The 24,060-nt window shown below is 74.7% G+C and carries 18 protein-coding genes; 13 read left to right on the top strand and 5 right to left on the bottom strand.

The window, feature by feature from the left end; genetic code table 11:
• The first annotated feature begins 25 nt into the window (after nt 1-25).
• The 6 genes from ACZ4M8_RS09245 (at nt 26) to ACZ4M8_RS09220 (ending at nt 9,039) form a co-directional block, all read left to right on the top strand.
• Nucleotides 26-1,213, top strand: coding sequence for an ATP-binding protein (locus ACZ4M8_RS09245; protein ID WP_467604785.1), 1,188 nt, complete (start codon nt 26-28; stop codon nt 1,211-1,213).
• 32 nt (nt 1,214-1,245) lie between these two features.
• A complete protein-coding gene (locus ACZ4M8_RS09240) occupies nt 1,246-4,116 on the top strand; it encodes a DUF5682 family protein (protein ID WP_467605333.1) in 2,871 nt (956 codons plus the stop codon).
• A gap of 125 nt (nt 4,117-4,241) precedes the next feature.
• Nucleotides 4,242-5,381, top strand: a complete 1,140-nt coding sequence (locus ACZ4M8_RS09235) for a VWA domain-containing protein (RefSeq protein ID WP_467605331.1) — start codon at nt 4,242-4,244, stop codon at nt 5,379-5,381.
• Between the two features lie 347 nt (nt 5,382-5,728).
• A complete protein-coding gene (locus ACZ4M8_RS09230; RefSeq protein ID WP_467604782.1) occupies nt 5,729-6,124 on the top strand; it encodes a hypothetical protein in 396 nt (131 codons plus the stop codon).
• Between the two features lie 675 nt (nt 6,125-6,799).
• Nucleotides 6,800-7,702 (top strand): hypothetical protein, encoded by a 903-nt coding sequence (locus tag ACZ4M8_RS09225; protein WP_467604781.1) that lies wholly within the window; start codon nt 6,800-6,802, stop codon nt 7,700-7,702.
• A gap of 89 nt (nt 7,703-7,791) precedes the next feature.
• Complete coding sequence (locus ACZ4M8_RS09220) at nt 7,792-9,039, top strand: hypothetical protein (protein ID WP_467604778.1); 1,248 nt, start codon at nt 7,792-7,794, stop codon at nt 9,037-9,039.
• 287 nt (nt 9,040-9,326) lie between these two features.
• On the opposite strand, the gene ACZ4M8_RS09215 is transcribed toward ACZ4M8_RS09220, so the two are convergent.
• Entirely contained in the window at nt 9,327-10,226 is a 900-nt protein-coding gene (locus tag ACZ4M8_RS09215; RefSeq protein ID WP_467604776.1) for a peptidoglycan-binding protein, read from the bottom strand.
• Between the two features lie 567 nt (nt 10,227-10,793).
• On the opposite strand from ACZ4M8_RS09215, the gene sucC reads away from it, so the two are divergent.
• The gene (sucC, locus tag ACZ4M8_RS09210; RefSeq protein WP_399086954.1) at nt 10,794-11,972 is read left to right on the top strand and encodes an ADP-forming succinate--CoA ligase subunit beta; all 1,179 of its coding nucleotides are present in this window, start codon (nt 10,794-10,796) and stop codon (nt 11,970-11,972) included.
• Between the two features lie 21 nt (nt 11,973-11,993).
• Entirely contained in the window at nt 11,994-12,878 is an 885-nt protein-coding gene (gene sucD / locus ACZ4M8_RS09205) for a succinate--CoA ligase subunit alpha (RefSeq protein ID WP_399086952.1), read from the top strand.
• 206 nt (nt 12,879-13,084) lie between these two features.
• On the opposite strand, the gene ACZ4M8_RS09200 is transcribed toward sucD, so the two are convergent.
• On the bottom strand, nt 13,085-14,614 hold the full coding sequence (locus ACZ4M8_RS09200; RefSeq protein ID WP_467604773.1) for an RNA polymerase sigma factor: 1,530 nt from the start codon (nt 14,612-14,614) through the stop codon (nt 13,085-13,087).
• 226 nt (nt 14,615-14,840) lie between these two features.
• On the opposite strand from ACZ4M8_RS09200, the gene ACZ4M8_RS09195 reads away from it, so the two are divergent.
• Nucleotides 14,841-16,781 carry a cell division protein PerM gene (locus ACZ4M8_RS09195; protein WP_467604772.1) on the top strand — a complete coding sequence of 647 codons (1,941 nt, stop codon included), beginning with the start codon at nt 14,841-14,843 and terminating at the stop codon, nt 16,779-16,781.
• Between the two features lie 137 nt (nt 16,782-16,918).
• Here the strand turns inward: ACZ4M8_RS09195 and ACZ4M8_RS09190 are convergent, their stop codons facing one another.
• The gene (locus ACZ4M8_RS09190; protein ID WP_467604769.1) at nt 16,919-17,965 is read right to left on the bottom strand and encodes a hypothetical protein; all 1,047 of its coding nucleotides are present in this window, start codon (nt 17,963-17,965) and stop codon (nt 16,919-16,921) included.
• A gap of 311 nt (nt 17,966-18,276) precedes the next feature.
• On the opposite strand from ACZ4M8_RS09190, the gene purN reads away from it, so the two are divergent.
• Nucleotides 18,277-18,933, top strand: a complete 657-nt coding sequence (gene purN / locus ACZ4M8_RS09185) for a phosphoribosylglycinamide formyltransferase (RefSeq protein ID WP_467604767.1) — start codon at nt 18,277-18,279, stop codon at nt 18,931-18,933.
• Nucleotides 18,930-20,504, top strand: a complete 1,575-nt coding sequence (purH, locus tag ACZ4M8_RS09180) for a bifunctional phosphoribosylaminoimidazolecarboxamide formyltransferase/IMP cyclohydrolase (protein WP_467604765.1) — start codon at nt 18,930-18,932, stop codon at nt 20,502-20,504. Before purN ends, purH begins: the two co-directional genes overlap by 4 nt.
• Nucleotides 20,505-21,018: 514 nt before the next feature.
• On the opposite strand, the gene ACZ4M8_RS09175 is transcribed toward purH, so the two are convergent.
• The gene (locus tag ACZ4M8_RS09175; RefSeq protein WP_467604763.1) at nt 21,019-21,579 is read right to left on the bottom strand and encodes a hypothetical protein; all 561 of its coding nucleotides are present in this window, start codon (nt 21,577-21,579) and stop codon (nt 21,019-21,021) included.
• A gap of 127 nt (nt 21,580-21,706) precedes the next feature.
• Nucleotides 21,707-22,423 carry an RDD family protein gene (locus tag ACZ4M8_RS09170; protein ID WP_467604760.1) on the bottom strand — a complete coding sequence of 239 codons (717 nt, stop codon included), beginning with the start codon at nt 22,421-22,423 and terminating at the stop codon, nt 21,707-21,709.
• A gap of 265 nt (nt 22,424-22,688) precedes the next feature.
• Between ACZ4M8_RS09170 and ACZ4M8_RS09165 the strand changes: the two genes are divergently transcribed.
• Together ACZ4M8_RS09165 and ACZ4M8_RS09160 are read left to right on the top strand one after the other, a co-directional pair.
• Nucleotides 22,689-23,543 (top strand): bifunctional methylenetetrahydrofolate dehydrogenase/methenyltetrahydrofolate cyclohydrolase, encoded by an 855-nt coding sequence (locus tag ACZ4M8_RS09165; protein ID WP_467604759.1) that lies wholly within the window; start codon nt 22,689-22,691, stop codon nt 23,541-23,543.
• Nucleotides 23,544-23,588: 45 nt separating this feature from the next.
• Complete coding sequence (locus tag ACZ4M8_RS09160; RefSeq protein ID WP_467604757.1) at nt 23,589-24,041, top strand: DUF3017 domain-containing protein; 453 nt, start codon at nt 23,589-23,591, stop codon at nt 24,039-24,041.
• The last annotated feature ends 19 nt before the right edge of the window (nt 24,042-24,060 follow it).

The raw sequence follows: 24,060 nt of genomic DNA, 5'->3' as shown, positions 1-24,060 counted from the left end.
GCAGTTCGTTCGATGAGGGGGAGCCATGTCCGCGGACGGGTGGAAGACGGCGGAAGCAGCGGCGGCGCCGGAAGCCGGCGGGGGGCGCGCGACACCGCGTGAGCGGGCGGGCGGGCGCGCGGCGGACGGCGGGGGAGAGGTGCTGCGGCCGCACGCGGAGGAGACCTTCGCGGACGAACTCGCCGCGCTGGCCGCCGCCGACGACCGCCCGCGGCCGGAGCGCTGGCGACTGTCGCCGTGGGCGGTGGCGACATACCTCCTCGGCGGCACGCTTGCCGACGGCACGGTCGTCACACCGAAGTACGTCGGCCCGCGCCGCATCGTGGAGGTGGCGGTGACGACGCTGGCCACGGACCGCGCACTGCTCCTGCTGGGAGTGCCGGGGACCGCGAAGACCTGGATGTCGGAGCATCTGGCCGCCGCGGTCAGCGGCGATTCCACCCTGCTCGTCCAGGGCACCGCCGGCACCCCGGAGGAGGCGATCCGCTACGGCTGGAACTACGCCCGCCTCCTCGCCGAGGGCCCCGGACGGGAGGCGCTGGTGCCCGGTCCGGTGATGCGGGCGATGGAGCGGGGCGCGACCGCCCGTGTCGAGGAGCTGACCCGTATCCCGGCCGATGTGCAGGACACCCTGATCACCATCCTGTCCGAGAAGACGCTGCCCGTCCCGGAGCTGGGCGAGGAGGTGCAGGCGGTCCGCGGCTTCAACCTCATCGCCACGGCCAACGACCACGACCGCGGGGTCAACGACCTCTCCAGCGCCCTGCGCCGCCGCTTCAACACCGTCGTCCTGCCGCTGCCCGCCACCGCCGAGGCCGAGGTGGAGATCGTCTCCCGCCGGGTCGGGCAGCTCGGCCGCTCCCTGGACCTGCCGGCCGCCCCCGAGGGGCTGGACGAGATCCGGCGTGTCGTCACCGTCTTCCGGGAGCTGCGCGGCGGTGTGACCGCGGACGGCCGTACGAAGGTCAAGTCTCCCTCCGGGACGCTCTCCACGGCCGAGGCGATCTCCGTGGTGACCAACGGCCTGGCGCTGGCCGCCCACTTCGGGGACGGTGTGCTGCGCCCCGGCGATGTGGCCGCCGGGCTCCTGGGCGCCGTCGTCCGCGATCCGGCCGCGGACCGCGTCATCTGGCAGGAGTACCTGGAGACGGTCGTCCGCGAGCGGGACGGCTGGAAGGACTTCTACCGTGCCTGCCGGGAGGTGACGGTATGAGCGGGCCCCACGGACCGGGGGCGTCCGGTCGGATGAGCGGGCGCGGCTCCGGCGCCGCCGGTTCCACGGAGCCGGTGCTGCTCGGGGTGCGGCACCACGGGCCCGGTTCGGCGCGGGCGGTGCGCGCCGCACTGGAGCGGACCGCGCCGCGTGCGGTGCTCATCGAGGGGCCCCCGGAGGCGGACGCCCTGGTGCCGCTCGCCGGGCACCCCGGTATGCGACCGCCGGTCGCCCTGCTCGCCCACGTCCGCGACGCACCGGGACGGTCGGCGTTCTGGCCGCTGGCGGAGTTCTCCCCGGAGTGGGTGGCGCTGCGCTGGGCCCTGGAACGGCAGGTGCCGGTCCGCTTCATCGACCTCCCGGCCGCCCACTCCCTGGCGATGCCGGAGCCCGCACCCGAGCCCGTACCGGCGCGGGGCGGCGAGGCCCGGCCGGACCCCGCCGCCGGACGGGCGCCGGACGGCCACCGTCCGGGCGGGCCCCCGGACGCCGCAGAGACCCGGGGGGCCGTGCCGGGGCCGGCCGGAGACCCGTCCGCGACGGCCGCACCCGGGCCCCCGGGGCAGGGGAGCACCGGCGGTGAGGCCGCCCCGGGGGCGGCCGGCGACGCGCTCCGGACCGATCCGCTGGGCGCACTCGCCCGGGTCGCCGGATACGACGATGCCGAGGCGTGGTGGGAGGACGTCGTCGAGCACCGCACCGCGGACGGCGCCGGGGAGGCGGACGCCCTGGCACCGTTCGCCGCCGTCGCCGAGGCGATGGCCGCCCTGCGCGAGACGTACGGCGACGGCGGGCGGTCCGACGACCCGGTCCGCGAGGCCCATATGCGGCTGCGGATCCGGGCCGCCCGGCGGGAGTTCGGGGACCGCGTCGCCGTGGTCTGCGGTGCCTGGCACGTCCCGGCGCTGACCCGCCGCACGACGGTGGCCGCCGACCGCCGGCTCCTGACCGGCCTGCCCAAGGTCAAGGCCGAGCTGACCTGGGTGCCCTGGACCCACCGCCGCCTCTCCCGGCACAGCGGGTACGGCGCCGGTATCGCCTCACCCGGCTGGTACGGCCACCTCTTCCGGGCGCCCGACCGGCCCGTCGAACGCTGGCTGACCCGGGCCGCCGAGCTGCTCCGGGAGGAGGACCACGCCGTCTCCCCGGCGCACGTCATCGAGGCCGTACGTCTCGCCCAAGGGCTCGCCGCGGTCCGCGGCAGGCCGCTCCCGGGGCTCGCCGAGACCACCGACGCGATCCGCGCCGTGATGGGCGACGGCTCCGACGTCCCGGCCGCGCTGATCCACGACCGGCTCGTCGTCGGGGACGCCCTCGGGGAGGTGCCCGACGACGCGCCGGCCGTCCCCCTGCAGCGCGATCTGACCCGCACCGCACGCACCCTGCGTCTCAAGCCGGAGGCCGCCGAGCGCGAGGTGGAGCTGGACCTGCGCAAGGAGACGGACGCCGGGCGCAGCCGCCTGCTGCACCGGCTGCGCCTCCTCGGCATCCCGTGGGGCGAGCCGGTCCGGTCGCGCACCACCACCGGTACGTTCCGTGAGACCTGGCGGCTGCGCTGGGAGCCCGAACTGTCGGTGAAGGTCGCCGAGGCCGGGATCTGGGGGACGACCGTCCGGTCCGCCGCCACCGCCAAGGCCGAGGCGGACGCGTCCGCCGCCACCGTGCTCGCCGGGGTCACCGCCGTCGCCGAGAGCTGCCTGCTCGCCGGGGTGTCCGATGCTCTGCCGCAGGTCATGCGCGTGCTGGCGGACCGCGCCGCGCTGGACACCGACGTCGGACGGCTCGCCCAGGCGCTTCCCGCCCTCGTCCGGGCCGTCCGCTACGGAGATGTGCGCGGCACGGACGGCGCGGCGCTGCGTGAGGTGGCCGCCGGGCTGACCGAGCGGGTCTTCGTCGGACTGCCGCCCGCCTGCGCCGGCCTCGACGCGGACGCCGCCACCGAGATGCGCGGCCACCTCGACGCCACCCACCGGGCGGTCACCCTGCTGAACCGTCCGGAGGCCACCGGGGGAGGGGCCGGGGGCACCGGAGCCGACGAGGTACCCGAGGGGGGCAGGGGCACCGAAGCCATCGAGGGCACCGGACTCCCCGAGGGACCCGAGCGCGCCGACTCGAACGGGTCGGCCAAGGTCCCTGGCCTCAACACGGGACCCGCTTCCTCCGGACACGCAGGTACGGACGGAGTGCTCAACACCGCTGATATCAAGGTGAGTTCGAAGGCGGCCGGACACACCCGAGCGCCCGCACCCCTCACCGACCTCGCGCCCACTGCGGACACACTCCCCGTCGGGCCGTCCCCGGCCCTCACCGGGCCCGCCACCCCAGGTGTGGCCTCCGATGTGAGCCCCGGTGACCGGTGGGCGCGGGCGCTGCGGGCGGTCGCCGGGCGGGAGGGGGTGCCGGGGCTGCTCCGGGGGCGGGCGGCGCGGCTGTTGCGGGACGACGGGCGGCTCGGTGACGAGGGCGTGGCGCGGCTGATGGGGCTCGCCCTGTCGCCCGCCGCGCCTCCCGCGGACGCCGCCGGATGGATCGAGGGCTTCGCCGGCGGCGGGGACGGCGACGGCATGCTGCTGGTCCACGACGAGCGGCTGCTCGCCCTCGTCGACGACTGGCTGACGGGGGTACCGCCGGAGGCGTTCACGGACGTTCTGCCGCTGCTGCGCAGGACGTTCGCCGGGTACGGGCCCGGGGTCCGCCGCGCCCTCGGCGAGCTGATACGCCGGGGCCCCGCCGCCCTCGCACCACGAGCACCGGGGCGCGGCACGGGCCCGGACGACGCCGTACCGGTCCCCGGCTTCGGTCCCGGGCTCGACCGTGACCGCGCCGCCGCCGTCCTGCCCGTCCTCCATCTGCTGCTCGACTCCGCCCCGTACGCCGACGACCCTTTGGGGAGGGCCTGTTGAACGCCATCGAGCGCACCGATCCGGCTGCCACGACCACCAGCCCCACCATCCTCGGCCCCACCACACCCGGCCCCGCCGCGCTCGCGCCTCCCGCCCCGGCGGACGAGCGGCTGCGGCGCTGGCGGATGGTGCTCGGCGGCGGAGAGGGGGACGGCACCGGACGCGAACTGCGCGGACAGGACCGGGCGATGGACGAGGCGCTCACCGCCCTCTACGACCAAGGCGGTGCCGACCGGGACGGCGCCGGACGGGGCGCCGGCGGGCGGCGCGCCGCCGGACTCGGCGCGTCCGCGCCCGGCATGGCGCGCTGGCTCGGTGACATCCGCAGGTACTTCCCCACCCCGGTCGTCCAGCTCATGCAGCGGGACGCCATCGACCGGCTCGGCCTGTCCGCACTGCTGCTGGAGCCGGAGCTGCTGGAAGCGGTGGAGGCGGACGTCCACCTGGTCAGCACCCTGCTGACGCTCGGCAAAGCCATGCCCGGGACGACCCGGGAGAGCGCACGGGCCGTCGTCCGGAAGGTCGTCGCACAGCTGGAGCGACGGCTGGCGGCACGGACCCGCGCCACCCTCACCGGCGCGCTGGACCGCTCGGCCCGCACCGCCCGTCCCCGCCACCGCGACATCGACTGGGACCGCACCCTCCGCGCGAATCTCAAGAACTACCTGCCCGAGCACCGCACGGTCGTCCCCGAACGGCTGATCGGGTACGGCCGCGCCGCGCGGTCCGCGCGGAAGGAGGTGGTGCTCTGCCTCGACCAGTCCGGCTCGATGGCCGCGTCCGTCGTCCACGCCTCGGTCTTCGGCGCGGTCCTCGCCTCGATGCGGAGCCTCGACACCCGGCTGGTCGTCTTCGACACCTCCGTCGTCGATCTCACCGACCGGATCGACGACCCGGTGGACGTCCTCTTCGGCACCCAACTCGGCGGCGGTACGGACATCAACCGCGCGCTCGCCTACTGTCAGTCCCGCATCACCCGCCCCGCCGACACCGTCGTCGTCCTCATCAGCGATCTCTACGAGGGCGGCATCCGCGACGGGATGACCGGGCGGGTCGCCGCGATGAAGGCGGCGGGGGTGCAGTTCGTCTGCCTGCTCGCCCTGTCCGACGAGGGCGCGCCCGCCTACGACCGGGAGCACGCGGCGGCTCTGGCGGCCCTGGGCGTACCGGCGTTCGCCTGTACGCCGGACCGGTTCCCGGATGTCATGGCCGCAGCAATCGAAAAGCGCCCCCTATCCATAGCCGACATGCCGGAGCAACGGTGACGGGTCGTACGGACGGACCTTGCGGCCGGCCGCCGCTCCGGGCAAGGTCGCCGTATCGCCCACGACGTGAGCGGAACCGCGGCCCGCGCGCCGCGACCGTTTCTGTCCTCCCGCGGAGCACTCACCGTTCCGTCGTTCCGTACGCCCTGTCCGCGCACGGGCGGTGTCCGGGGGAGCGGCGCGGCGGGCGCGGCACACCCACACCCCGCACCTCCGGATTCGCCGGTTCCCGCCGCCAACGGGACGCCGGAGAAGCCCGGTTGTGCGCCTGAACCGTCGGCGCCGGGCTCTGCCGCGCGGGGCGGGTCAGGCCAGTTCGTCAATTCCAGAAGCGAAGGATTGTCACCATGCGCCATCCCGTTCGCCGTTCCCTGGCCGTGGCCGCCGCCGCAGCCGGTCTGCTCGCCTTCGGCGCCACCGCCGCCCAGGCCGACAGTGACTGGCGGGGTACTGACAAGATCGGCAGCCAGGTCTTCGCAGCCGCCGAGGACGGCGGCCGCGTGGTTCTGCCGCCGGTCGGCGACTGTGACGCCGGGCCCGGCGAGGTCTGCCGCACGTACCCGGAGCTCCCGTCCGGTTACTCCGTGGTCAAGCGGGCGTCGCTCCCGTCCGGCGACGAGGGCCAGGTCGTCCCCCGTCTTCCGGTCGAGGGTGGCGAGACCCCCCGCCTCCCCGCCGATCCGGGCGAGGCTCACTGCTTCCCCAGCCAGAGCGGCCGCGAGATCTGCTTGCCCGCCGGCTGACATACCGATCCGGTACGGCGGCGGCGTCCGCCGCACTCCCGTCGGCGTGACTGACGCGCCGACGCCCCGAAACCGCCGGGTGGTCCTCTGTGGGGGAGGATCACCCGGCCTCGGTGTTTCCGGTCCGGGCGGCACGGCCTCTGCCGCGCGGCAATTCCCCTGTGTGCATGAGGGATGGCCGTCGCCTGTTGCCGCTCGCCCCTCGGCCGGCCCGTACCTGCTGCGGGCCTCCGGTCCGCATACTGCTGCCAGCCCCTGACCGCGGCCCTATCCTCCGTTCATCATTGACGTACTGTCATGAACCCGACGGCGTGGGCATGGTCGCCGCATGAGGGAACTCGCGGCGCACATACACAAGGAACGCGCGTAGATCCCGAGGGAGATCGAGAAAGGCCGTGGGAGCCCCGGCCGAACGCCGCGCCTTACACGTATCGATCCCCCTGGCCGCGCCCCCGTTCAGCCTCCATTCCCCGGTAAATCGAAAGCCGTTCGTACGTCATACCGGACATGGCGGAGGAACGTGACAGGAGCGCCGAGGGGACTTGCGGGTGCCCTGGCCCCTCGTGCAAGGATCGGGACATCGCTTGATCACCCGTGACGAGAGCGACGCCGTGGCCCGTGCCCGGTGTCCCCGTCCTTCTGGGAAGGCCCCCTCCGTTGTCCGCTGTGTTCGCCGTGTCTGCCGCCGTGCGCCTGCCGCGCACCGTGGCCGTGCGGCGTGCGCTGCTGGCGGGGCTCTTCCTGGTGGGTTTCGTGGCCCTCGGCTTCGCCTTCGGCCCCGGCGCCCACGCGGACGACCGTACGCGGCTGCCGGGTCAGCTCTCCCCGGCGAACGTCGTCGCACCGACCGGTGATCAGCCGTCGGACCAGCCGTCGTCGCAGGTCCGGGCCGTGCCCGGGGGCCGCACGACGGCCTCGCCCGCCGAGGCCACGGCCGAGGCGGCGGCACCGGTCCGGGCCGCCACCCGGACCGCGTCGCCGGACCACCTGGAGCACTCCAAAACCGCGGTCACGCGGGAAGGATCCCGGGCGGGCGCGGCGACCGAACGCCGGGCACGGACCGCGGCCGGCGACCTCGCCGACGCCGTACGGCCCACCGCCGAGCGCACCGTCATCGACCCGGTGACCGGTCTCGTGCGGCGGCTGGGCGACACGGTGGACGCCACGCTGCCGCTGCCGTCCGGAACGCACCCGGGGCACCCCGGGGACGGCGGTCGGCCGCAGCACGGTGGTGCTCCGCACGGCACGCCGCAGAGCCCGGCGCACCGCGTCGGACCTGCGAAGAAGGCGAACCTGCCGCAGAACGGCGGGAAGCGGGCGCACGGCGCAGAAGGGGCGCGTGACGCCTCTCGTGCGCCGGGTACGCCGGGCCGGGACGGTGCGTCGGCGCCGCTCCCCGGGGTGACGTTCACCCCCGCCTCGCCGACCACGGGCGACGGCCACGGGCCCCGCGGTGATCAGCACGCCGCGTACGTGGCGGAGACCGCGTACACCGGGCGGGTGCCCGGCGGTACCCACCGGACGCCGGACGCGCCGACGCGTCACCGGCCCCACGACATCCTCGAATTCCCCGGCTAGGGCGGACCGTTCCGCGTCCTTGTGACCTGCCGCGCGGGGGCGGCACAGGTCTGCCCGTTCACTCCCCTGAATTCGAAGGATCCCTTCCCATGCGTATCGCCATCCGCCGTTCCATCGCCGTCGCCGCCACCGCCACCGGGCTGTGGGCCCTCGGCACCGTCGCCGCCAACGCCGCCGAACTGCCCGCCGTTCCGGAACTGCCCTCCGTCGGTTCGCTGTCCGACGCGGGCAAGAAGGTGACCGGCACCGTTCCCGCCCTGCCCGCCGAGAAGGGCCTGCCCGCCGGTCTGTCCGACGCGGCGGGGAAGACGCCGCACGTCATCCCGGCGAAGCCCCGCGTCCCGGCCGGTCTCTCCAAGGCGGCCAAGAAGACGACGCGTTCGCTCCCGCTGCAGCACGGCGCCCCGGCCGGTCTGTCGAACGCGGCGGAGAAGACCCCGCACGTCATCCCGGCGCAGCCCCGTGTCCCGGCCGTCCCCGGCCTGACCGACCTGGCCGACCTGACCGTCCTGTCGGGCGTTCCCGCGGTCCCGGCGCTCCCCGCCACCGACGCCCTGCCCGCCACCGACGGTCTGGGCCCGGTCCTCAACTCCCTGGGCGGCATCCACACCACGATCGCCGAGGGTGACCAGTACGGGCGCCTTCAGGAGGACCTCAGCCGTGCGGTTCCCGGTGCCGAGCTGACCGACCCCGCCAAGCTGACGAAGGTCGCCAAGGTTGCCAAGGTTGCCAAGGTGACCAAGATCGCCAAGGTGACGAAGCTGACCAAGGTCACCGAGCTGACCGACCTGGGCACGCCGGCGAACCTGACCGACCTGGCCCAGCTCACGGACCTGACCGACCCGGTTCCGTCCGTCCCGGCGCTGCCCACGACCCCGGCCGTCCCCTCGGTCCCGTCGATCCCCGCGCTGCCGGCGCACTCGACGGTGCCGTCCGTCCCGGCGCTCCCCGGTAAGCCCGCGCACGGCGCCACCGGCTCCCTCGTCAAGGGCGCGCTCGCCCTCGTCGTCCCGGTCACCCAGCAGACCGTCAACGGTGTCACCCCTGCCGCCGTGCAGAGCATCGTCGTGACGCTGCTGCCCGCCGGCACCGTGCCCACCGACCTGACCGACGCGGCCGGCATCCCGGCGCTCCCGGCCGGTGTCCCGGCCGTCCCGGCGGTCCCGGCCTCCGTCCCCTCCGTCCCGGGCATCCCGGCCGGTGACACGGTGCCCTCGATCCCGGCGCTGCCCGGTATCCCGGCCGGTGACACCGTGCCCTCGATCCCGGCGCTGCCCGGCGTCCCGGCCGGTGACAGCGTCCCCGCCATCCCCGCGCTCCCGACCCAGAGCGTCTGACGGCGGTGACTTCGCGACGCACCCCCTGCGCGGGTGACGTCGCGCCGTGAACAGCCGGGTGGCCCTCTGTGGGGGAGGGCCACCCGGCTTCTTCATGTTTCCGGCTGCCTGTGGGGCCGGGCCGACGGCGGCGGCCCGGCCCCACAGGCATGTCCGAAACCTCGCCCGGCGCACGTCCGGGGCCTCGCGCACGGACAGCCCCGGGCCCGGACGTCCGCCCCGGGTGACCGGCCCGCACGCGGACGTCCCTGACGCCGCGGCCGCCCGCCGTCCGTCGTGACCTCGCCCTACGACGCGGGGACCGCCAGGCGGTCCCAGCTGACCCGGCCGGGGATGCCGTCCGCGTCGTCGCCGGAGAATCCCAGCTTCCGCTGCCAGGCGGCGTACGACTCGCGGTCCGCGTCGGTCCACTCGGGGCCCGGACCCTGGCGGTAGCGGCCGCAGCCCTCCGCGACCAGGCGTTCGCCCATCGCCGTGATCACCGCGCTGCGGGTGCCGGAGCGGAAGAAGTCCCGCCCGGGGAACGGCTCGTGGGCCGAGGGGGCGTCCCCGCCGCCGTCCGTCCCGCCGCCCTCCGTCTCCCCGGCGTCGGCCGGACCCGCCAACCGGGCACGGATCCGGGCACGCAGCGCGTCCATGGTGAAGCCGCGCGGGTCGACCTTGCCCGGCTGCCACTCCAGATGGCCGATGACGGAGCGCTCGCCCCAGCCGTGGGCGCGGCACAGCGCCGCCGACGCCCGGACGATCGCCTGGAGTTGGGCCTCGGGCCACGGGTCGTCGCCGTCGCCGAGGTTGATGCATTCGAAGCCGTAGAAGTGCGGATTGCCGTCGGTGTCGGCCTCGTTGTCGTGCGGCGGCTTCTCCTCGGCGACGACGGCGCGCAGGACGTCGCCGTCGCCCGGCCCGGCGTGGTTGGCTCGGCCGTTGCCGACGAGGTGGATCTCGCCCTTCTTGTCGATCACGCCGTGGCAGAGCGGTCCGGGCAGGTCGGAGCGGCCCTCGTAGCAGAGCGCCACGGAGTTGTCGGTGCCCTTGGTGGCGGTGTGGTGGATCATCACGCCGTTCAGCGGGCCCCAGGCGCCCTGGGCGTTGCGGTTGTGGGTACGCCAGTCGCGTACCTCATGGACGGTCAGCCCCTCGTCGCGCAACGCCTTGAGCAGGCCGGACGCGGTGAGTGGTGTCGCCATCGGATTCCCCCATGCTGTCGTCGTGGCCGTCGCCGCCCGTCGTGGCGGAGCGGGACGGACGGTCCCGGCGGCCGCGCGCCGGTCGTCGTACGGACGGCGGACCGCGCGGGCACCCGGCCCCGGGCCGGGCACTCCCCTTGTACCCAGGTGGGCGGCGGGTAGTGCACCAGGTCGTCGTGCGCCGTGCACGGTGTCGTGCGCCGGTGCGCCCTCCGGGGCGGCGGGGGTGGCTGGAACGGTGCGCGGATTCCGTGGCGGACGGCCGTTCGGGCGGTGACGTGAGGCGTTCCACAGTGACGCCTCCGGCCGTGGCGAAACCCCCGGTCCAAGGCGTCCGTACGGGTACTGCCTGCGATTCTGTGACCGTAATCACCGCTCCAGCGTGAGCTGTGATTTAGGGCCGCACCGCCTGCGGCGATAACCTGCGAGACGGACATGCCGCGTATTCGGTCACCGTGTACGCCTCCCCTGTGACAGCGCCGTCACGTTGCCCTTCGCGGCACGCCCATCGCAGAGAACGACCCGCGATCACTACGGCGATTCTGAGAAGACAAGGGACGGACGCGCGTGGACCTGTTCGAGTACCAGGCGAGGGACCTCTTCGCCAAGCACGGTGTACCGGTGCTGGCCGGTGAAGTCATCGACACGCCTGAGGCAGCCCGCGAGGCGACCGAGCGTCTGGGCGGCAAGTCGGTCGTCAAGGCGCAGGTGAAGGTCGGCGGCCGCGGCAAGGCCGGCGGCGTCAAGCTGGCCGGCACCCCCGACGAGGCGGTCGAGCACGCGACCAACATCCTCGGGATGGACATCAAGGGCCACACGGTCCACAAGGTGATGATCGCGGAGACCGCTCCCGAGATCGTCGAGGAGTACTACGTCTCGTACCTCCTCGACCGTACCAACCGCACCTTCCTGGCCATGGCCTCCGTCGCCGGTGGCATGGACATCGAAGAGGTCGCGGCGACCACCCCCGAGAAGCTCGCCAAGATCCCGGTCGACGCCAACGAGGGCGTCACCAAGGAGAAGGCCCAGGAGATCGTCGCCGCGGGTCAGTTCCCGGCCGAGGTCGCCGACAAGGTCGCCGACGTCCTGGTCACCCTGTGGAAGACCTTCGTCGCCGAGGACGCGCTCCTCGTCGAGGTCAACCCGCTGGCCAAGGTCGCCTCCGGTGAGGTCATCGCCCTCGACGGCAAGGTGTCCCTGGACGCCAACGCCGAGTTCCGCCAGCCGGAGCACGAGGCCCTGGAGGACAAGGCCGCGGCGAACCCGCTGGAGGCCGCCGCCAAGGCCAAGGGCCTGAACTACGTCAAGCTCGACGGCGAGGTCGGCATCATCGGTAACGGTGCCGGTCTGGTCATGTCGACCCTGGACGTCGTCGCCTACGCCGGTGAGAACCACGGTGGCGTCAAGCCCGCCAACTTCCTCGACATCGGCGGCGGCGCCTCCGCCGAGGTCATGGCGAACGGCCTGGAGATCATCCTCGGCGACCCGGACGTCAAGTCCGTCTTCGTCAACGTCTTCGGTGGCATCACCGCCTGTGACGAGGTCGCCAACGGCATCGTCCAGGCCCTGGAGCTGCTGAAGTCCAAGGGTGAGAACGTCAGCAAGCCGCTGGTCGTCCGCCTCGACGGCAACAACGCGGAGCTGGGTCGCAAGATCCTCAGCGACGCCAACCACCCGCTGGTGCAGCGCGTGGACACCATGGACGGCGCGGCCGACAAGGCCGCCGAGCTCGCGGCTGCGAAGTAAGGGACGAGGTCAGACACCACCATGGCTATCTTCCTCACCAAGGACAGCAAGGTCATCGTCCAGGGGATGACCGGTGCCACCGGCATGAAGCACACCAAGCTCATGCTCGGTGACGGCACCAACATCGTCGGCGGCGTGAACCCCCGCAAGGCCGGCGAGAAGGTCGACTTCGACGGCACCGAGGTGCCCGTCTTCGGTTCCGTCGCCGAGGCGATGGAGCAGACCGGCGCCGACGTCTCCGTCATCTTCGTGCCGCCGAAGTTCGCGAAGGCCGCCGTCGTCGAGGCGATCGACGCCGAGATCGGTCTCGCCGTCGTGATCACCGAGGGCATCGCGGTCCACGACTCCGCCGCCTTCTGGGCGCACGCCAAGACCAAGGGCAACAAGACCCGGATCATCGGTCCGAACTGCCCCGGTCTGATCACCCCCGGCCAGTCCAACGCCGGCATCATCCCGGGCGACATCACCAAGCCCGGCAAGATCGGTCTCGTCTCCAAGTCGGGCACGCTGACCTACCAGATGATGTACGAGCTGCGCGACATCGGCTTCACCTCGGCCGTCGGCATCGGTGGCGACCCGGTCATCGGCACCACCCACATCGACGCTCTGGAGGCCTTCGAGGCCGACCCGGAGACCGAGCTGATCGTCATGATCGGTGAGATCGGCGGCGACGCCGAGGAGCGTGCGGCCGACTTCATCAAGGCCAACGTCACCAAGCCGGTCGTCGGCTACGTCGCGGGCTTCACCGCGCCCGAGGGCAAGACCATGGGCCACGCCGGCGCCATCGTCTCCGGCTCCTCCGGCACCGCCCAGGCGAAGAAGGAGGCCCTGGAGGCCGCCGGCGTGAAGGTCGGCAAGACCCCGTCGGAGACCGCCCGTCTGGCCCGCGAGATCCTCGTCGGCTGACGCCAAGCCTTCCGGCACCACCGGGCCCGCACCCTTTCAAAGGGTGCGGGCCCGGTGGCGTTTGCCCAGGTGGGCGGGGGACGGAGGCGCGGCCGGTGCCTGGTGCCCGGTGCGTGGTGCCTGGTGCGTACGGTGCCGCTCCCGGGCCGGCGGCCGTACGTGCGGCGGGGGCCGGTTCCGTACGGCGTCGGGTGCCGGGCCGGGCGTCAGCCGTGCGGGCCCGGGGCGGACGGGGGCCGGGCGGGTGGTGTGGCCGACGGGGCCGCGGGCGGGTGGACGGACCGGGGAGCGGCCGGGCCGCGGGTGGTGGGCGCCGGGGCGGGCGGGGCCGGGTGGGGCGAGGCGCCCGGTTTCCGCGGCGGGTCGGTGGCGGGGGCGGTCCGCGGCGGGGCGCCCGGGGCTGTGTCCGGTGCGGGCCGGGGGCCGGGGTGGCCGCCGCCCGGGGTGGGGCGGGCGGGCTTGCCGTCCTCGTCGTCCCCGCCGTCGTCCGCCGGGTCGGGGCCGTAGTCCTGGCCGGACGCGTCGCTGCCGGGGTCGTCCCGGTCGTGCGCCGGGCCGGTGCCGGGTGACGGGCTGTCGTGGGCGGGCCCGGCGGCCTCCCGGGGCGGGCGGTGGCTGCTCGGGGCGGTGGCGGGACGGGCGGGCGTCCGGGGGTGTTCCGGGGACGCGGGCTGTTCCGGCCACACCGCGGTGACCAGCGCGAAGACGGTGGTCGCGGCGAGCAGTCCGGTCAGCCCGAGCGCCCCGTAGGTCAGCCGGCGCACACTCAGGTCGCTGCCGCCGCGCACCTCGTCGGCGGGGGGCGGCGCCACCGGCTGCGCCGCGGCGAGCCTGGCGAGCCGGTCGTGCAGGATCGCGCCCTGCCGCTCCGGGGACGCGTCGGACAGCTCCAGTTCGGGCATCCGTTCCGCGACCGTCGCCCGCGCGTGGGCCAGCCGCCCGGTCGCCGCCCGGGTACTCGCCTCGACCTCCAGGGCGGTCGCGCCGAGCCCCAGCCCGACGCCGTCGTGCAGCAGCAGCACCCGCCGGTAGGGGGCGGGCAGCTCCAGCAGGGCGCCCAGCAGCGCCCGGTCGCCGGGCCCGGTGGGCGGCGGCGCGGGCGCGGTGGGCGTCGGGCGCTCCGCCGTCCGGTGGCCCGCGCGCAGTCCGTGCCACGGCGACAGGGCGTACTCGTGGGTGGCGGCCCGTACCCAGCTCACCGGGTCCGGGGCGCCGGCCGCCTCGGGCCAGCGCTGCCACGCCAGCCGGAACGCCCGCTCGACCGCCTCCTGGGCGCGCCGGGGCCGCCCGGTGAGCAGGTACGCCTGCCGGATCAGCGCCGGTGCGTGACGGTCGTACAGCGCGTCGAACGCGGCGACGGCGGCGGCGCCGGGGTCCCGCACCGGGCCCGGACCGGTCCGGACGCCGGGCCGTGGCGGGGCGATGGTGACGACCGGGATCTCCATGGTGTCGGCGGGGTCCCCGGCGAGGACCGGCAGCTCGGCGGTGTCGTCGAGCGAGGTGTCGCGGGGCGGGGCGGGGCGCCCGGAGGCGGCGCCCCGGTGGTGGCCGGGCCGGGCGTCCGCGGGGGACGGCGCCGGACCGGGCCGCGGGTGGTGGTCCGCCGGTTCCGGGCCCGCCCCGGGCGCCGCGTCCGTCCCGTGGGGCGGCGGGGCCGGGGTCCGCCGCGTCCGGGGGCGCCGGGCGGGGGGCTCGGGGTGCCGTCGGCGTGGGTGCTGTCGTTTGCGGTGACTCATGCCGTCCTCTCCACGCGGCCCCGGCGCCCCGGCGGTACGCGGCCCGTCCGGGCCGGTATGCGGTGCACCGGATTCGCCGATCGAAGTCGCCTCGGGGTCGCTCAGGGGATCGTGCGTAATCCGGAACACAAGACAGTGTGAAAAACCAGATAAGCGGATCATGTGCGACACGTCGGTCATTTGGTCACTACGCGAAGGAATCGGGTGTTGTTGGCAGCATGGCGCCGTGAGCGAGCTGACCGACCGTGGCCCCGGACCGTTCCCGACCGGCCGCCCCGCCGCGCGCCGCCCCTCCGCGATCGGCGCGGCCTTCTTCGGCGGGGCGACGGCCGCCGGGCTCGGCCTCGGCGCGGTCACCGTCGTCGTCCTCCTGCTCTGGATCGCCTCGCCCTACCCCGGCGGTGACCCGGAGGAGGCCCTGCACCTCGCCGCCGGTCTGTGGCTCCTCGCGCACGGCGCCGACCTCGTCCGCACCGCCACGCTCGGCGGGGCACCGGCCCCGGTGGCGCTCACCCCGCTGCTCCTCGGCGTCCTGCCCCTCTGGCTGCTCCACCGGGCCGCCCGCCACGTCCTCGCCGGACCGTACGGCGACGGCCCCGCATCCGCCCCGCCCGCACCGTCCGACGCCTCACCGGGCGCCCGGCTGACCGCCCTGCTCACCGGATATCTGCTGGTCACCGCCGGTGCCGTGGCCTATACGTCGACGGGCCCGCTGCGCGTCGACCCGCTCAGCGCCGCGCTCTGGATCCCCGCCGTCACCACCGGCACACTGGCCCTCGGCGCCTGGTACGGCTACGGGTTCCCGGAGACCGCGCCCCGATGGCTGCGGGCCGTCTCGGGGGGCGCGCGCGGGGAGGCGGTGCGCCGTGCGGCCACCGCCGCGACCCTCGCGCTGCTCGCCTCCGGGGCGGTGCTCACCCTCGTCGGCCTGGTCCTGCACGCCGGCGACGCCCGGCGCGACCTGCTCACCCTCGCACCCGACTGGGTCGGCCGCGGCACCGTGCTGCTGCTCTGCCTCGCCCTGCTCCCCAACGCGGCCGTCTGGGGCGCCGCGTACGGCCTGGGCCCCGGCTTCACCGCGGGCGCGGGCGCCCTCACGAGCCCGCTGGGCACCTTCGCGCCCACCGCCCTCCCGCACGTCCCGCTCCTCGCGGCCCTCCCCGAACCCGGCCCCGGCACACCGCTGACCTGGAGCGTCGCGGCCGGGCCGGTCCTCGCGGGCATCCTGCTCGGCCGGTACGCGGCCCACTTCGCGACCCGGCCGGACGCCGCGGCACCCTGGCGGCGCCGGACCACCCTCGGCGTGGCGGCCCTCGCCGCCCTCGCCTGCGGCGCCGCGACGGCGGTCCTGGCCGCGCTGGCGGGCGGCGCCCTGGGCACCGGACGCCTCGCGCTCTTCGGCCCGTCCTGGTGGCTGACCGGCCTCGCCGCCACCGGCTGGACCGCCCTCACGGGCCTCCCGTCCGCCCTCCTGCTCCGCGCCTGCCGCCACCACTCCCAGCGCAAGCGCGCCCGCACGCGCCCCGGGTACGGCACACCGGACGCACCGGGAGCCGAGGGGCGTACGACGGGAACGGAGGGCGCGGACGGCTCGGCGAGCGCTCCGGCGCCGCCCGGACCGGAGGGGGACGTCACCGCACCACCCCGGCCGGCCGGCCCCGGCACGGCACCCGCGCTCCCGTCGCCCGCCGGACCGGACGGCGCCGGGGTGCCCGCGCCCGCCCGGAGGCGCCGGTCGCACCGTACGGGTGACGGGGCCGGCACCCGGCGGACCCGGGACACGGGAGGGGCCGGGCGAACGGGGCGGACGGGACGGGCCGGAGCCGCGGAGCCGGAGCGCGGGGCGGACGGGCCGAAGCGCAAGGCGACGAGGGCGGAGCGGAGAGCCGCCAAGGCGGAGCGGAGAGCGGCGCGGGCGGCGCGGTCCGGCGGCGGGCGGCAGGACGCCGACCGGGCGTCGTCCGACGAGTACGGGCTCGACATCCTCCTCCACCGCTTCGACCCCTGGCACGAGGACGGCACCCGGGAATCCCGCTGGGCGGAGCTGCGGTCCCGCGCCGACGACGGCCTGCCGGAACAGGGCGGGGAGACCGCCCCGCCGGCCCCCGGAGAGCCTGTGGAAACGGGCGGCCGCCGCCCCGCAGGGGACACCGGATCCCTCGGCTGAGGGGGGCGGCCGCTCCGCCACGCCGCCGGAGAAGCCGCGAGCCCCCCGGCGCGACCGCCGGGTCCGGCGGCCGGGCCAGGGGGCTCGGGTCGTACGCGAGGTGCGGGGGCCGGGGGGGGCCGCCGGTACCCGGACGGTCAGTCCTGGGAGCCCAGCAGCGGGCGGAACTCCTTGGGCAGCAGCTTCTCGCAGGACTGGGCGGAGGCGCGGGTCAGGGCGTCGTCGACGCAGGTGAAGTAGTCGCGGTAGGCGAGCTTCACGAAGAACGTCGCGGCCACCATCAACAGCGCCAGGGATGCCGTGACCAGGCCGCTGATCGCCGCCGTGGTCTGCGGACGGGTGGACGCCGGCGCGGACCGGTCCGCGCCGGAGGGGGCGCCGGGCGGTGCCGGGCGGCCCTCCATGGCCGCCGTCGTCGCCGCGGCGGACGGCTTCCCGGCGCGCGGTTCGGCCCGCAGCGAGCTGATGCCCCAGTAGAGGGCGAGCGCGCCGAGCAGCAGCGCGACCTCCGGGAGGCTGAAGAGCGCGAAGAAGAACGCCCACATCCCGGCGAGCAGGGCGTACCGGGCGCGCCGCTGGGCCGGGTCGGTCGGGTCCCAGCGCAGCCCGCCGGGGCGCCCCTCGGGGCCGCCCTGCCCGGTGGGGCGCCCGGGGCGGTTGCCGAAACCGCCGCTCTGCCGCCCCGGCTGGCGGCTGCTCCACTGGCTGCCCCAGGCCGGCGGCCCGTCCTCGCCCCGGCCGCCCTCGGGGTGCGCCCCCTGGGCGCCGTCGTGCCCCGCGCGCCGCCGCGGCCGCCACTCCTGGTCCGGCGCGCCCTCGGGCGGCGGCGCGAAGGGATTGCGCTCCCGCCGGCCGGGATCGGAGCCGTCGCCGGTTTCCGGCGCCGTCCCGGAGCCGTTGTCCGTGCCGTCGGCCGGGCCGGAGCCCGTGCCGGAGCCGGTCTCCGGACCCGTACCCGGGCCGCCCCCGGAGCCGGACCCCGTACCGTCCCCGGGCTCCCCCGACCGCAGCGCGAGGCCGCCGTCGGGGCGGCGCGGGCCGAGGGCGGCGGGGAGCCGCAGGGAGCGCGGGGAGGAGGAAGCAGCGGCGGTGCGGAGGGGGCCTCCGCCCGGCAGGCGGGCCGCGCCGGGGGCCGTCGCGGGCAGCGGGAGGAGGGGGGCCGCGCGGCGGCGTCGGTCCGGCATCTGGAGTGAGTCTTCCCTTTGTCTCGGCCGCCCTTCCGGCCGGGGCCGGGGGGACGAGCACCGTGAACTGCGTGCGTTCCTGCGCCCGACGCTACCTCCCGTGCCCGCCCCCGTCCCGTGGGGGCCGCTCGGTGTGCCGGTATCGTTGCTGACGGTCGGCGCCTTCGTAGGGTTCCCCGTATTCACGCGACCCATGGCTTCGTACGACCGCACAAACGCCGGACAAGGCCGTCGGGCGGCGGGTGCGGGCACCGGCCCGCAGCACCCCGCCCACCGCACCGCAGCAGCACCACGCGAGAGAGACCCGCACCGTGGATCCCCTTCTCCCCCCGCGCCGCCCGGACGCCGAGGCGTCCCCGGTCCGGCTCGTCGTCCTCGTCTCCGGATCCGGCACCAACCTCCAGGCGCTGCTGGACGCCATCGACGAGGCGGGGCCCGACGCGTACGGCGCGCGGATCGTCGCCGTCGGCGCCGACCGTGACGCCATCGCCGGTCTGGAGCGCGCCGAGCGCGCCGGACTGCCGACCTTCGTCTGCAAGGTCCGCGATCACGCCTCGCGCGCCGAGTGGGACGCCGCCCTCACCGAGGCGACCGCCGCCCACGCCCCGGACCTCGTCGTCTCCGCCGGATTCATGAAGATCCTCGGGCCGCGGTTCCTGGCCCGGTTCGGCGGCCGGGTGGTCAACACCCACCCCGCCCTGTTGCCCAGTTTTCCCGGGGCCCACGGCGTCCGCGACGCGCTCGCGTACGGCGCGAAGGTCACCGGGTGCACCGTCCACTTCGTCGACGAAGGCGTCGACACCGGGCCGATCATCGCGCAGGGCGTGGTGGAGGTCCGTAACGAGGACGACGAAGCCGCGCTGCACGAGCGCATCAAGGAAGTCGAGCGCACTCTGCTCGTCGAGGTCGTGGGGCGTCTGGCCCGTCACGGCTATCGCATTGAGGGACGAAAGGTACGTATCTCGTGACCGCCACCGCCGAAGACAGCAAGCGGCCGATCCGCCGCGCCCTGGTCAGCGTCTACGACAAGTCCGGTCTGGAGGAGCTGGCGCAGGGGCTGCACGCGGCCGGTGTCCAGCTGGTGTCGACCGGCTCGACCGCCGGGAAGATCGCCGCCGCCGGTGTGCCGGTCACCAAGGTCGAGGAGCTGACCGGCTTCCCCGAGTGCCTGGACGGCCGGGTCAAGACCCTCCACCCCAAGGTCCACGCGGGCATCCTCGCCGACCTGCGGCTGACCGAGCACCAGAAGCAGCTCGCCGACCTCGGCGTCGAGCCGTTCGACCTGGTGATCGTCAACCTCTACCCGTTCCGGGAGACCGTCGCCTCCGGCGCCACCCCCGACGAGTGCGTCGAGCAGATCGACATCGGCGGCCCCTCCATGGTCCGCGCCGCCGCCAAGAACCACCCGTCGGTCGCCGTCGTCGTCAACCCCGCCCGCTACGGCGAGGTCCTCGACGCCATCGGACAGGGCGGCTTCGACCTCACCGCCCGTAAGCGGCTCGCCGCCGAGGCGTTCGGGCACACCGCCGCCTACGACGTGGCCGTCGCCTCCTGGTTCGCCGCCGACTACGCCGCCGCCGACGACTCCGGCTTCCCCGACTTCCTCGGCTCCGCCCTGGAGCGCAAGAACGTCCTGCGCTACGGCGAGAACCCGCACCAGGGCGCCGCGCTCTACCTCGACCCGGCAGCGCAAGGCGGCCTCGCCGACGCCGAGCAGCTGCACGGCAAGGAGATGTCGTACAACAACTTCACCGACACGGACGCCGCGCGCCGTGCCGCGTACGACCACGACGAGCCGTGCGTGGCGATCATCAAGCACGCCAACCCCTGCGGCATCGCGATCGGCCAGGACGTCGCCGAGGCGCACCGCAAGGCCCACGAGTGCGACCCGCTCTCCGCGTTCGGCGGCGTCATCGCCGTCAACCGCCCGGTCAGCAAGGCGATGGCCGAGCAGGTCGCGGAGATCTTCACCGAGGTCATCGTGGCCCCCGGCTACGAGGACGGCGCGCTGGAGGCGCTGACGAGGAAGAAGAACATCCGCGTTCTGCGGGTGCCCGGCGCCCCGTCCGCGCCCGTCGAGGTCAAGCCGATCGACGGCGGTGCGCTCCTCCAGGTCACCGACCGGCTCCAGGCCGACGGCGACGACCCGGCCAACTGGACGCTGGCCACCGGCGAGGCGCTCTCCGACGCCGAACTGGCCGAGCTGGCCTTCGCCTGGCGCGCCGGCCGCGCGGTGAAGTCCAACGCGATCCTGCTCGCCAAGGACGGCGCCACCGTCGGCGTCGGCATGGGCCAGGTCAACCGCGTCGACTCCGCCAAGCTCGCCGTCCAGCGCGCGGGTGAGGAGCGGGCGCGCGGCGCGTACGCCTCCTCCGACGCGTTCTTCCCCTTCCCCGACGGCTTCGAGGTGCTGGCCGAGGCGGGCGTCAAGGCCGTGGCGCAGCCCGGCGGTTCGGTCCGTGACGAACTGGTCGTCGAGGCCGCCGAGAAGGCCGGCGTGACGATGTACTTCACCGGGACCCGGCACTTCTTCCACTGAGCCGCCGCCCCTTACGGGGCATGCCGACGGGCCGTGCGTCGTCCTTTGTGACGGGGCGCGGTCCGTTCGCGCGTCTGAGGGGCGGGGCCCCGGCGTCTTTTTCCACTCGGGTGAAGCGGTCCCGAAGCACCTCTGCGCGGACGAGTCGGGAACCGGCCGCGGCCGGTCCACCCGTCGTAATCCGCGGAACTGCTCGCCGTCCGCGCCGAGTTCTGCTGAACTCGCTGCTCGGGATGGTGAGCCCCGCGTAAGCGGGGATGCCCCCGTGGCGACCCCATGGTGTGTCGCGGATTTCGGTTGTGCCCTGCGGAGGCAGGGATGGCCCCGTGAAAGTGATCGCCTCGTTTCCGGTCTCGATCCGTGCCCGCGTGGGCGGGAGGCCGGGGCGGGCGAGGGCGCCGGCCTTCGCCGGACGGGCCGGGCTCCGGCACCATCCCGTCAGGCGGAGGCCCCCGGAACGGCCGCAGGCCCCCTCGCGCGGTGCGGAGGGGGCCTGCGGACGGGCGGTACGGGGTCAGTACCGCGGGCGGTTGAACCACGCCTTGCCGTCCTCCTTCGAGGTGAAGGCGATGATCAGGATGCCCATCACGGTGTGGATCAGACCGAACGGGAAGACGCAGAAGCTGACCACCAGGGTCGCCGCGCCGAAGACGGCGGCGCCGACCCGGACGCCGTTGCCGCCGTTGGCGAACTGCAGCGCCAGGACGACGGCCAGCACCGTGAAGATCGCGATGACCACGATCAGGAAGATCAGCAGGCCCTTGCCGACGGCGGTCGTGTCACGGCTCTGCCCCATGGCGGTGCGCGCCGCCCGGCTGACCGCGCCGAGTCCGGCCACCGCCAGGCACAGACCGATGAGGTTCATACCGGCGAGCACGAACAGCAGCACCCGGGCGGCCTTCACCCCGCCGGGCATGCCGGTGAGCGGCGGCTGCGGTATGCCGCCCGGCGGCATCCCGGGCGGCATGCCGCCGCCCTGGTAGGGCCCGTAGGGTCCGGGCTGCTGGGCGGGGAAGCCGTACCCCGGCTGGGGCGCGGGCGGCTGGCTGTAGGGGTTCTGGTTCGGGTAGCTCACGAGCGGTCCTTCGGGCGGGGTGGCCGGACGAGCGGGACGGTGGCCGGGTCCTCATGGCGCCGCGAAGGCCCCCGGCCGCGGTGCGGCGAGGGCCTTCACAGGACGCGGGGACCGGCCCCGCACCGGCTCACTGGGTCTTGACGACGACCGAGCTGACGATCTTGTCGGCGAAGGTCTGGGACTTCTCGTCCCACAGCGGCCACAGGTAGCCCAGGCTGCACAGCATGCTGTCCACGGCGTGGCAGATCTTCCGGAGGAAGGCCATACCGAAGCCGAGCGGCTGACCGGTCGCCTCGCTGACGAGCTTGATGTGCAGCGCCTTCTTGCCGGGCGTCTGACCGGTGCTGCCTTCCTTGGCGATCAGGAAGATGCCACCGCACAGCGCGGCCAGACCCGCCAGGACGATCAGCAGGATCGCGAAGACCGGCATACCGGCGGAGGCGGAGTTGGAGACGTCGTTGACGCACTGGAGGTCGCCCGGCGCACAGCTGTTGAGGTCCGACTGGACCGAGCTGGCCGACGAGGCGGCGACGATGATCGCGATGATGTAGAGGATCATCGGCACGACACCGACGATCAGACCGTCGATCAGGTACGCGCCGACGCGGGCGCCCCAGCTCGCGTAGCCGGTCGGCATACCGGGCACACCGGCCTGCTGCGGGTAGCCGTAGCCCTGCTGCGGGACCTGCTGCTGCGGGTAGCCGTAGGGCTGCTGCTGGGGAGCGGCGGGCTGCTGCGGGTAGCCGTAACCGGGCTGGCCCTGCGGCGGGACCGGCGGCTGCTGGCCGTACGGGGCCTGCTGCGGCTGCTGGCCGTACGGGTTGTTCGGGTCGCCGAAGCTCATGTGGTGTTTTCCTCCGTTGGGTCAGTGGGGGACGACGCGGCGCGACTTCGGAGGAATACAGGTTGTTTCACTTGGCTTGCCCCCGATGATGCCTGCGGCACTGGCGGGCAATCCTTCTAGTTGTCGATGAACGTTGTCCAGTCGCGGTGGGAAGGTGTTGTGCAAGTGCAATGATCAACTTCCGTTTTCTCGGCATTGAGCAGCCGGAACGCCGAGCGGCGGGCCCGATTGGTACGCGGCCGCCCCCATCCGGGAGGATGGGGGTATGAGCGCCCAGATTCTCGATGGCAAGGCCACCGCCGCCGCGATCAAGTCCGAACTGACCGAGCGGGTGGAAGCGCTGAAGGCCAAGGGTGTCCAGCCCGGTCTCGGCACCGTCCTGGTCGGCGACGACCCCGGCAGCCGCTGGTACGTCAACGGCAAGCACCGCGACTGCGCCCAGGTGGGCATCGCCTCCCTCCAGCGTGAGCTGCCCGCGAGCGCCACGCAGGAGGACATCGAGGCGGTCGTCCGGGAGCTGAACGACAACCCCGAGTGCACCGGCTACATCGTCCAACTCCCGCTCCCCAAGGGCATCGACACCAACCGCGTCCTCGCGCTGATGGACCCGGCCAAGGACGCCGACGGCCTGCACCCGATGAGCCTGGGCAAGCTCGTTCTCGGCGAGACCGGCCCGCTGCCCTGCACCCCGTACGGCATCGTGGAGCTGCTGCGCCGCCACGGCGTGCAGATCAACGGCGCGCACGTCGTCGTGGTCGGCCGGGGCATCACCATCGGGCGCCCGATGCCGCTGGTGCTGACCCGCAAGTCGGAGAACGCCACCGTCACGCAGTGCCACACCGGCACCCGTGACCTGTCCGCGCACCTCAAGCAGGCGGACATCATCGTCGCCGCCGCCGGTGTGCCGCACCTCGTCAAGCCCGAGGACGTCAAGCCGGGCGCGGCCGTCCTCGACGTCGGCGTCAGCCGGGACGAGAACGGCAAGATCGTCGGCGATGTGCACCCCGGCGTCGCCGAGGTCGCCGGCTGGGTCGCCCCCAACCCGGGCGGCGTCGGCCCGATGACCCGCGCCCAGCTGCTGGTCAACGTCGTCGAGGCGGCCGAGCGCGCGGCCGGCTGACCGGCGCGGGCGACCATCCACGACCCAGGACGACGGACGGCACGAATGAACACGGAGGGACAGGCGGCCATGGGCGACGCAGCGCACCCGGACGGCGCGTCCGGGCCCCGGCGCCTGACGCGCCGCTTCCCGCAGCTGACGAGGGACACCGCACGCCCGCAGGGCGGCGGCCGGGCGGCGCCGGGCGACCACGCGGCACCGGTCCGCCAGTGGCCGCTGCTCTCGGTCATGGGCGGTGTCGGCCTCGGGCTGCTGCTCGTCGCGGTCGATGTGTTCCGGATCGGCTCGATCGTGATCGGTCTGGCCCTGCTGGGCGGCGCCGCGCTGCGCTGGGCGCTGCCCTCGGTCGGCATGCTGGCCGTCCGCTCCCGCTTCACGGACATGCTGACCTACGGCGTGCTCGGCTTCGTGATCGTGATCCTGGCGCTGATGGTGCAGCCCAAGCCGTGGCTGCACCTGCCGTTCCTGGACGACCTGGTGCATCTCACGGTCCGGTAGCCGGACCGGGTCCCTGACG

It is taken from the genome of Streptomyces sp. NPDC027185 (assembly GCF_055567035.1).
Note: the sequence above shows the minus strand (reverse complement) of the source record. Positions and strands in the feature narration are given on the sequence as shown.

Bases quoted from the DNA above. Each gene is read 5' to 3' on its own strand.
- ACZ4M8_RS09245 (WP_467604785.1), top strand. From the start codon at position 26: ATGTCCGCGGACGGGTGGAAGACGGCGGAAGCAGCGGCGGCGCCGGAA.
- ACZ4M8_RS09240 (WP_467605333.1), top strand. From the start codon at position 1,246: ATGAGCGGGCGCGGCTCCGGCGCCGCCGGTTCCACGGAGCCGGTGCTG.
- ACZ4M8_RS09235 (WP_467605331.1), top strand. From the start codon at position 4,242: ATGGTGCTCGGCGGCGGAGAGGGGGACGGCACCGGACGCGAACTGCGC.
- ACZ4M8_RS09230 (WP_467604782.1), top strand. From the start codon at position 5,729: ATGCGCCATCCCGTTCGCCGTTCCCTGGCCGTGGCCGCCGCCGCAGCC.
- ACZ4M8_RS09220 (WP_467604778.1), top strand. From the start codon at position 7,792: ATGCGTATCGCCATCCGCCGTTCCATCGCCGTCGCCGCCACCGCCACC.
- ACZ4M8_RS09215 (WP_467604776.1), bottom strand. From the start codon at position 10,226: ATGGCGACACCACTCACCGCGTCCGGCCTGCTCAAGGCGTTGCGCGAC.
- sucD (WP_399086952.1), top strand. From the start codon at position 11,994: ATGGCTATCTTCCTCACCAAGGACAGCAAGGTCATCGTCCAGGGGATG.
- ACZ4M8_RS09200 (WP_467604773.1), bottom strand. From the start codon at position 14,614: ATGAGTCACCGCAAACGACAGCACCCACGCCGACGGCACCCCGAGCCC.
- ACZ4M8_RS09190 (WP_467604769.1), bottom strand. From the start codon at position 17,965: ATGCCGGACCGACGCCGCCGCGCGGCCCCCCTCCTCCCGCTGCCCGCG.
- ACZ4M8_RS09170 (WP_467604760.1), bottom strand. From the start codon at position 22,423: ATGAGCTTCGGCGACCCGAACAACCCGTACGGCCAGCAGCCGCAGCAG.
- ACZ4M8_RS09165 (WP_467604759.1), top strand. From the start codon at position 22,689: ATGAGCGCCCAGATTCTCGATGGCAAGGCCACCGCCGCCGCGATCAAG.
- ACZ4M8_RS09160 (WP_467604757.1), top strand. From the start codon at position 23,589: ATGAACACGGAGGGACAGGCGGCCATGGGCGACGCAGCGCACCCGGAC.